The sequence below is a fragment of the Ferruginibacter sp. genome, assembly GCF_031430955.1.
Classification (GTDB): Bacteria; Bacteroidota; Bacteroidia; order Chitinophagales; family Chitinophagaceae; genus Ferruginibacter.
This window is the reverse complement of sequence record NZ_JANPCM010000127.1, coordinates 1-7,994: the sequence shown is the minus strand read 5'-3', so window position 1 is coordinate 7,994 and position 7,994 is coordinate 1. Positions and strand designations below refer to the sequence as shown.

At 35.9% G+C, this 7,994-nt stretch carries 5 protein-coding genes; 2 read left to right on the top strand and 3 right to left on the bottom strand.

Annotated elements, in window-relative coordinates:
- Positions 1-68: 68 nt before the first annotated feature.
- The gene (locus tag ACY65O_RS03505) at positions 69-572 is read right to left on the bottom strand and encodes an OmpH/Skp family outer membrane protein (protein ID WP_462219465.1); all 504 of its coding nucleotides are present in this window, start codon (positions 570-572) and stop codon (positions 69-71) included.
- Positions 573-778: 206 nt separating this feature from the next.
- Here ACY65O_RS03505 and ACY65O_RS03500 point away from each other — a divergent pair, with 206 nt between their 5' ends.
- Entirely contained in the window at positions 779-2,689 is a 1,911-nt protein-coding gene (locus ACY65O_RS03500) for a S9 family peptidase (RefSeq protein WP_462219464.1), read from the top strand.
- Positions 2,690-2,741: 52 nt separating this feature from the next.
- Here ACY65O_RS03500 and ACY65O_RS03495 read toward each other — a convergent pair whose 3' ends face one another.
- Positions 2,742-4,949: a DUF3857 domain-containing protein gene (locus ACY65O_RS03495; RefSeq protein ID WP_462219463.1), complete on the bottom strand. Its 2,208-nt coding sequence runs from the start codon at positions 4,947-4,949 to the stop codon at positions 2,742-2,744.
- A gap of 2 nt (positions 4,950-4,951) precedes the next feature.
- Positions 4,952-7,012: a transglutaminase-like domain-containing protein gene (locus tag ACY65O_RS03490; RefSeq protein WP_462219462.1), complete on the bottom strand. Its 2,061-nt coding sequence runs from the start codon at positions 7,010-7,012 to the stop codon at positions 4,952-4,954.
- Between the two features lie 126 nt (positions 7,013-7,138).
- On the opposite strand from ACY65O_RS03490, the gene ACY65O_RS03485 reads away from it, so the two are divergent.
- On the top strand, positions 7,139-7,994 hold an 856-nt coding region (locus ACY65O_RS03485; RefSeq protein WP_462219461.1), incomplete at its 3' end, for a WD40/YVTN/BNR-like repeat-containing protein.

Genomic DNA, 7,994 nt, shown 5'->3' with positions numbered 1-7,994 from the left:
CGCCGCCTACCGGTTTACGTTACTGCATTAATGGTACCGTATTAGATTTTAAAAAAGTAGAAAAGTAATTATTTAATACCCAGTTTCTTTTTAACCTTTTCAGTAATATCATCTGCTGCCGGAAAAACTATCATTTGTTCTTTATAGGCGATGTGTGAGTAGCCATTTTCTTTTGCAACTTCCTGTATTGCCACAAGCAGTTTATCCCTGATAGGTTTTATTAATTTTTCTCTTTCTGCTTCTACCAAACCATTGCTTTGTTTTTCCTTACGGGATAATTCTGCGATCCTGTTTTGCAGATCGGTTCTTTTTATTTCTTTTAATGAAGACGTCATTTTTAATGAGTCCTTTACAAACTTTTCGTACGCTGCATTTAATTCGCTTTGAGAAATAGTATAATCTTCAGTAATTGCTTTTTGAAAAGATTCCAGCAAAGAATCAGCTCTTTTTGTTTCTGGCATCATCGAAAAAACTTCGTTGGTGTTTATTACACCAAATTTTTGCTGGCTCATACCTGTTTTACCGGCTGTAAGGCAAACCATTACAAAAGCTGCGGCTAATAATTTTTTCATGCTATTTTTTTTACAGTTGTGCTATAAAACTACTTTATTTTTTTAAAATTATCATTTTTACACCCGGGAGTTTTATATTAGCTCATGGTTACATTTTAACTTAATATATTCTTGCCCCTGTAAAAAAGCATTTACTGCTTTCATCATTTTCCTGTTGCAGGATACTATTATCTTTCTTACCTTTCTTTTACCTAAACTTTTTAATTATGAAAAAAATTATTGCAATTGCCCTGACGGCTTTTTTATTTTCCTGTAACAGTAACGATGCGCCTGCAAAAAAAGAAGTAAAGCAATACAGCATTCAGCAACTCTACAAAACAAAAAATATAAGTGGCGGCGCTTTTAATAGAGATGAAACTAAAATATTAGTAAACAATAACGAAACCGGTATTTACAATGTTTACGAAATTACCCTGGCCGATACCAGTATGAAACCACTAACACAATCTGCTAAAGAATCTTTTTTTAGCAGCGATTATGTACCCGGCACCGATAAATTTATTTACAGTGCCGACCAGGGCGGAAACGAAAATGATCACTTATACCTGCAAAGCCCCGGCCAGCCTGTAAAAGACCTTACACCCGGAGCTAAAGAAAAAGCTTCGTTTTCCGGTTGGGATAAAAACCGTGCAAACCTTTATTACACCAGCAATAAACGTGATGCAAAATTTTTCGACCTCTATAAAATGGATACCGGCAAATGGATGCCTGCATTAATGTATAAAAACGACAGCGGCCTTGATGTAAACACCGTTTCTTACAATGAGCAATACCTGCTTTTAACCAAAAGCATTACTACAGATAAAAACGAAATGTACCTGATGGATAATGTTAAAAAAGAGATGAAAAAAATTTCTGCCGATACCGGTGCTGCTGCATATTCACCCATGGCTTTCGATTTAAATGATGCTGTATTTTATTATACCACCAATGAAGGAAAAGAATTTACTTACCTGGTAAAATATACTATTGCTTCGGGCAATAAAGAAAAACTTTTTGAAACCAATTGGGATGTTGCTTACATGAGCCTGAGCCAGAATGGGAAGTACCGTATTATTGGTATTAATGAAGATGGAAGAAATAAAGTTTTACTGTTTGATCATAAAAGCGGAGAGCAATTAAAGTTTCCTGAAATAACAGGGGGCGATGTGCAGGGTGTAAATATTTCTCCTACAGAAAAAAATATGGTATTGTTTGTAGCCAGCGATAAAAGCCCGGTAAATTTATGGCACTACAATTTTGAAACAAATCAATTAAAACAATTAACCAAAACCTTAAGCGATGAAATAAATCCTGATGATTTGGTGAATGCCGAAGTGGTTAGGTTTAAATCTTTTGATGGTGTGGATGTGCCAGCAATTTTTTATAAACCACTTACAGCTTCTAAAGATGCAAAAATTCCTGCATTGGTATGGGTGCATGGCGGCCCCGGCGGACAGTCGAGAGCCGGTTATTCTCAATCCATTCAATATTTTGTAAATCATGGTTATGCAATTTTGGCCGTAAACAACAGGGGCAGCAGTGGCTATGGAAAAACATTTTACAAAATGGATAACCGCAACCATGGCGATAAAGATTTAATGGATTGTGTATATGGAAAAAAATGGCTGGCAAAACAAGAGTATATTGATGAAACAAAAATTGGAATTTATGGAGGCAGTTACGGAGGTTTTTTGAGCCTTGCCGGCATTATTTTTCATCCTGAAGAATTTAAAGTGGGTGTAGATTTATTTGGTGTAGCAAACTGGCCACGTACTTTAAAAAATGTTCCGCCTTATTGGGAAAGTTTTAAAAAATCGTTGTACGATGAAATGGGGGATCCGTTTGGTGCAGACTCAACAAGATTAAAAAATATTTCTCAATTATTTAATACTGATAAAATAAAAACGCCTTTGCTGGTGCTGCAGGGTGCTAACGACCCAAGGGTTTTACAGCAGGAAAGTGATGAAATTGTTGCAGGTGCAAAAAAGAATGGCACCCCTGTGGAATATGTATTGTTTTCCGATGAAGGGCATGGCTTTGTAAAAAAAGAAAACCAAATGAAAGCTGCCGAAGAAACGTTGAAGTTTTTGGATAAATATTTAAAAACAGATCAGGCAAAAACAAAATTGAATTAGTGAAATTAAAAAATGCCTTCTTTAACGGAAGGCATTTTTTATTATTTTATTATCAGAGTTTCTTCAACAAAATTTTACGCTGGCTAAAATTATAGGCAGCATCAATAAAGTCGAGCATCTTACCAAAATCTTCTTTTTTAATTTTTGTTTGCTTATATACTTTTTTAATATTCAGTTTTAAAAAATTGCCTTCAATAATTGCTTTGGTAGTAAAGGCGCCTACTTCATTTTCTACACTCTGGTTTAATCCATCAAGCCCTTTTACTGCAAAGCCTGCAGGTATTGCATATTTAATATCCCATGTAAGCGTATGCGGATAACGAACGTCAATATCATATTTGCGTTGCCTGTCTTCGGGCTTTACCTGTATTTGGCCACCCATTAAAAGCGGTACGTTTACTAAATAATTTTTTCCTGCTTTTCTGGTAAGGTCTCCCAGCACAAATTTTTCGGTGTATTTTAATTCCTGCTTATTAAATGTTCTGCCATCAGTTATTAAATTAAAATTATCGTAACTGATAACATTGCTGTATTCATTTTGCAATTGCCGTTTCATGTATAACGGTTTGCGTTTTTTAAATTCTTCTTTTCTTGCAAAAATCAAACGGTCGTATTCTTCTCTTTTTTTCTCCGGCAACTGGTCTAAATCATTTTCTCCAAAGTAAGCCAGGTAATCTACATCATACACATTGGTATAATTAAGCGCAGCACTTTCATTATCGTGTTTGCTAATTCCTTTGCTGGCAGATGTGGATGTTATATTTGTTTTCTCTAAGTTTTCATCCATTGAAGCTTCAATAGTGGTGGTGTTGTAATTTTCTTCGGGTGTTGCCACCGGTAAAGTAACTGCAGTTGCTGTGGGGGTTTTTCCTAGAGTGATGGAGTAAGCTTCGTTACCTAAATAATCGTCTTTTAAATCAAACGGATTAGAGTTGGTAGAAAAATTAAACACATACTTATTTTTTGCTTTTACCAGCCACTGTAATTCCGATCCAAAAATTACATTGCCCATTTGTGTGGTGCTGTTGTCTGTAGTAATAATTAACTCTGCCAGTATATTTTTCCTCTTTAATTTTTCCAGCATTACGTAAGCAAAAAACTGGCTGGCCATTCTGTTGCCATACAAACCGTTGGTGTGGCGTAAAATATAATACACCCTTTTTATAAAATCATCGTCATTTAATTCATAAGCTTCGCCTTTGCGTAAATAATATTCTGTTTGGTTTAACAGGCCCGAGGTGTAGGCTGCTAAAATATTATCCTGGTTCAATTTCTTTCCTGCGCTGGCATCCATTTTTTCGTAAATACCATTTACTTTTTTTGCAAGTTCTTCGGGTGTAATAGATTTTTTTAATTCGCCCCTGTCGCTGATAAACAAATCCTCAGGATTATTATTTTTTGAATAAATAATTTGAAATTTTGTCATAGGCAAAACCATGTATTCGTTTACCCAACGGGTATCTTTTATTTTTTCCCTGTCCCTATCTTCCCAGGTAAAAGTTTTATAACCACCGCTGCTCCCTTCTTTAAATTCCGGCGCACCATTAATTGATTTACTGTTTACATAACTTTTTTCATCAGTATTAATTTCAAATTTTTGGCTCACAACCGGGTAACCTCTGTGGCATAAATAGTACACCGGGTCAAACTCCAGCGAATTCATTTTTGCGGCATCATTATCATTAAAAACAGTGCTGGCATAATCTATAATATCGCCGGGTTCCAAATTAGAAACTGCCAGCTTAAAATAAATATTTTCGCTTTTAGTTTTATTTTTAATGGTGCTTTGCTTTTCAAAATAAGGAGTAAAAGTATTGGGCACATCATCATTATCTTCTACTAAAACAGCTGTTAATAAAGATACTGTATCAACAATGCCGTCAGCTTTTATAATATGCAAAGCAAAGCCATCGTTTTCGTGGCCACGCCTGAAATAAAATTCCGAAAAACTGTTTACACCATCCTTATCTAACAGTTTTATTTTACGGTGTGTTGTTTCATACACATTCAGTTTATCAACACCGGAGCCTTTATCAAAAACAAATTTTATTTTTTGTGCAATGATAACTCCAGAAAAACCTTTCCATTTTTCTGGTATTTGATTACTGCTGAAATCTGCATCAGCATTCTTCCACACAGCATCCATGTTAGCCTGCAGTTTATTGGCAAGCTCTTCTTTTATGTTTTGTGCAAATACTGTTGTTGTATTTATTAAACAAACAAGCATCAAAAACTTTACAGCTATGAATTGTTTTTTCATTGTTATTGTTTTTTTACTGGTACAGTTTTGGTTGGGGTGGCGGGTTTACCTGTGGCAGGTTTTACCGGTGTTTTAACCGGCGTAGTTTTTACTGGTGCAGCAGGCATTTCTTTGGGGGCAACATAGTTAGGGTCTTTTTCTACCATTACAATATTGTTATTAAAGTCTTTTAGTTTTTTTAAAAAATCTTTCCAGTTGGTAAATTCTTTTTTGGGTATGTTACCCGTTTTAATGGATAAAGATTTTTTTAAAACAATTTTATTTCCCTGTTGGGTGTAGCTGCCGTTAAATCCATAATCGGTTGCCTGTTGTGTAAATGCCTCAGGTAAATCTTTTATTTTATAACCCGGTAAGCTTAATTCAATTTCATCTTCGGCAGTATAAATGCTGTTAAACTCATAAGGGTTTATTCTTTTTTCATCGGGCATAAATGCACTTAATTTTCGTGGAAAAAAATCTATGCCTGCATATATTTCTTTATCATCACGAATAATATTGTTGCTTAAATCTATATCGCCTTCTATCACCACCGGAATTTCCCTGTTGCTTAAATCAGATGTTTTTACATTGGTGGCATTTAAATTATCGTTACCAAACTCCAGCATTTTTTGCAGCACTTCTTTTTTTCTGTCGGTAGGTAAGTCCTGAAAGTATTGATGAAATCCTGTTCTCTCCTCGCCGGTAAACGTAACTTTTAAATGGCCTTTTAAAATATTATCATTTAAAGTAAAAGAGGCCTGCGTTAAAATTTTATTTTGATTGATATCTGCAACAGGAACTTTTATTATCTGGTGATCTGCTCCTTTGCCCACCAATGCTTCTTTACCCTGAATGCGGTAAGCGTATTCGCCAATGGGTACATAATTTTCTGTGGCATCTAAAAAATAGGTTTTGCCGCCAATAAAAACGGTAGATATACAATGATTATCTACACACAAAGATGGAATAGCATAAGTGTAGGGCAAATGTTTTGTTCCAATCCATGTCATGTGTGCATCAAGGCCGGCAAGCTTCAGCATTTCGGTAACCAGGTTGGCCATGCCTTTACAATCGCCGTATTTGTTTTTAAAAACATCCTGTGCCGTTTGTGGTACAAAGCCTGCATAGCCATCTTCAAAAGCTATATACCTGATATTATCCTGCACCCAGTAAAAAATAGATTTTGCTTTTTCCATTTCATTGGCTTTTCCTCTTATCAGTTCATCTACTTTAGGTTTTATGGTAGCCGTTTTATTCTCTGCCTTTGCATATAAATACTGGTACCATTTATATAAATCAGCAGCGCTTTCAAAACCTTTTTCCTGTTTACCATCTGCGGTAAACGATTTTACTAAAACAATTATGTGCGGATAAGTATAGCCAAACGGTAATGCATTTTCTTCGTTGCTCATCACCGGCAGGTCTTTCATTTTAAAAGTATATACCGTTTTCTTTCCTTCTGTTTCGGTAGATTTTGTTACGGTATATCCTGCAAAATTCATTTCTCTAAAATCTAACTGAATATCGGCTGGCACCCGGAAGCGGATTATTTTTTCGCTGGTGGCATAATTGCTGTGGAATAAAACACGGGTTAAATATTTGGCATCTTTAATTTCTTTTTCCACTTCTACCATGGCACCCATACCCATTTTTGGAATAACGATATTGAAATATTTTACCCGGCTGTCATCATAAAAAATATCACCTGATGTAGCCGATTTATCAATTGGTTTATTTTTAGACGTATAGTTTACAAACGAGTTGCCCGATTTGTAATACTGTTTTATTTTAGTAATGGAAGAAAATTTGTTATAAAACTCTCCATACTGTACCATCGTGGCTTCTCTTAAAGAAATAAACTGTACTTTCTGATTCATTAATGCAGTTACAACCGGTCCATTGCCATCTCCTTTACCTACAGCAAAGTCGTATTCTTCCACATCAGAAAGTACAGCAGATCTTTCGTCGGGGTATTTTCTTTTAAGGCGGTAAGCAGTGGCTTCATCATCGTCGCTTACCTGGGCTTTACTGTTGGGAATTAAAAATAAAAATGCAGCAAGGAGTACAAGAAATATTTTTTGCATATGGGCTTTTTAGTTTTTTACGGTATAATGAAAATAAGCAATATTGTATTATCAGGTGTCCGTTTGTGTAATTATTTTGTAAGAGCTGTAAATTTTTTGCACCTTCATGTACCTAAACTTATATTGATGAATAAATTTAATGCATTGTACAGCCTGTTATTGGTATCATTTTTAAGCTCCAATACAATTGCTCAAAAAATTTCGCTTACGCAGTTTAAAAATTTAAAAGCCCGTAGCATCGGCCCCGCCGGTATGAGTGGCCGTGTAACTTCTATTGATGCTTTGTACAGTAACCCTAATGTAATTTATTTAGGTACAGCAAGCGGTGGTGTTTGGAAAACCGAAAACAGCGGCGCTAAATGGGAACCTATTTTTGATGATCAACCCATTTTAAACATTGGTGCGGTGGCAGTACAGCAAACTAACCCTTCGGTGTTGTGGGTGGGTACCGGCGAAGGTAATCCACGTAACTCTGTAAACATTGGTGGTGGTATTTTTAAAAGTTTAGATGGCGGAAAAAACTGGAAGATGATGGGGCTTGAAAAAACAAGAAACATTCACCGCATCATTATTGACCCTGTAAACCCTAATACTATTTATGCTGCGGCTATTGGTAATCCTTATGCGGAGCATGGAGAACGTGGTATTTACAAAACAACAGATGGAGGCGATACCTGGAATTTAATTTTACACACCAATGATACCAGTGGCTGCGCCGATCTAATTATTGATCCATCTAATCCCAATAAATTAATTGCTGCTATGTGGCAGCACCACCGTACGCCTTACAGTTTTAACAGTGGCGGGCCAGGCAGTGGTTTATATATTACTTATGATGCCGGAAAAAACTGGAAAAAATTAGGTAAAGAAGAAGGCCTGCCCGAAGGTAATTATGGCCGCATTGGTTTAACCATTTCTCACAACGAACCTAAACGCATTTACGCTTTAGTGGAAGCCACAAAAAATGGTTTATACAAAACTG

Bases quoted from the DNA above. Each gene is read 5' to 3' on its own strand.
- ACY65O_RS03505 (WP_462219465.1), bottom strand. From the start codon at position 572: ATGAAAAAATTATTAGCCGCAGCTTTTGTAATGGTTTGCCTTACAGCC.
- ACY65O_RS03500 (WP_462219464.1), top strand. From the start codon at position 779: ATGAAAAAAATTATTGCAATTGCCCTGACGGCTTTTTTATTTTCCTGT.
- ACY65O_RS03495 (WP_462219463.1), bottom strand. From the start codon at position 4,949: ATGAAAAAACAATTCATAGCTGTAAAGTTTTTGATGCTTGTTTGTTTA.
- ACY65O_RS03490 (WP_462219462.1), bottom strand. From the start codon at position 7,012: ATGCAAAAAATATTTCTTGTACTCCTTGCTGCATTTTTATTTTTAATT.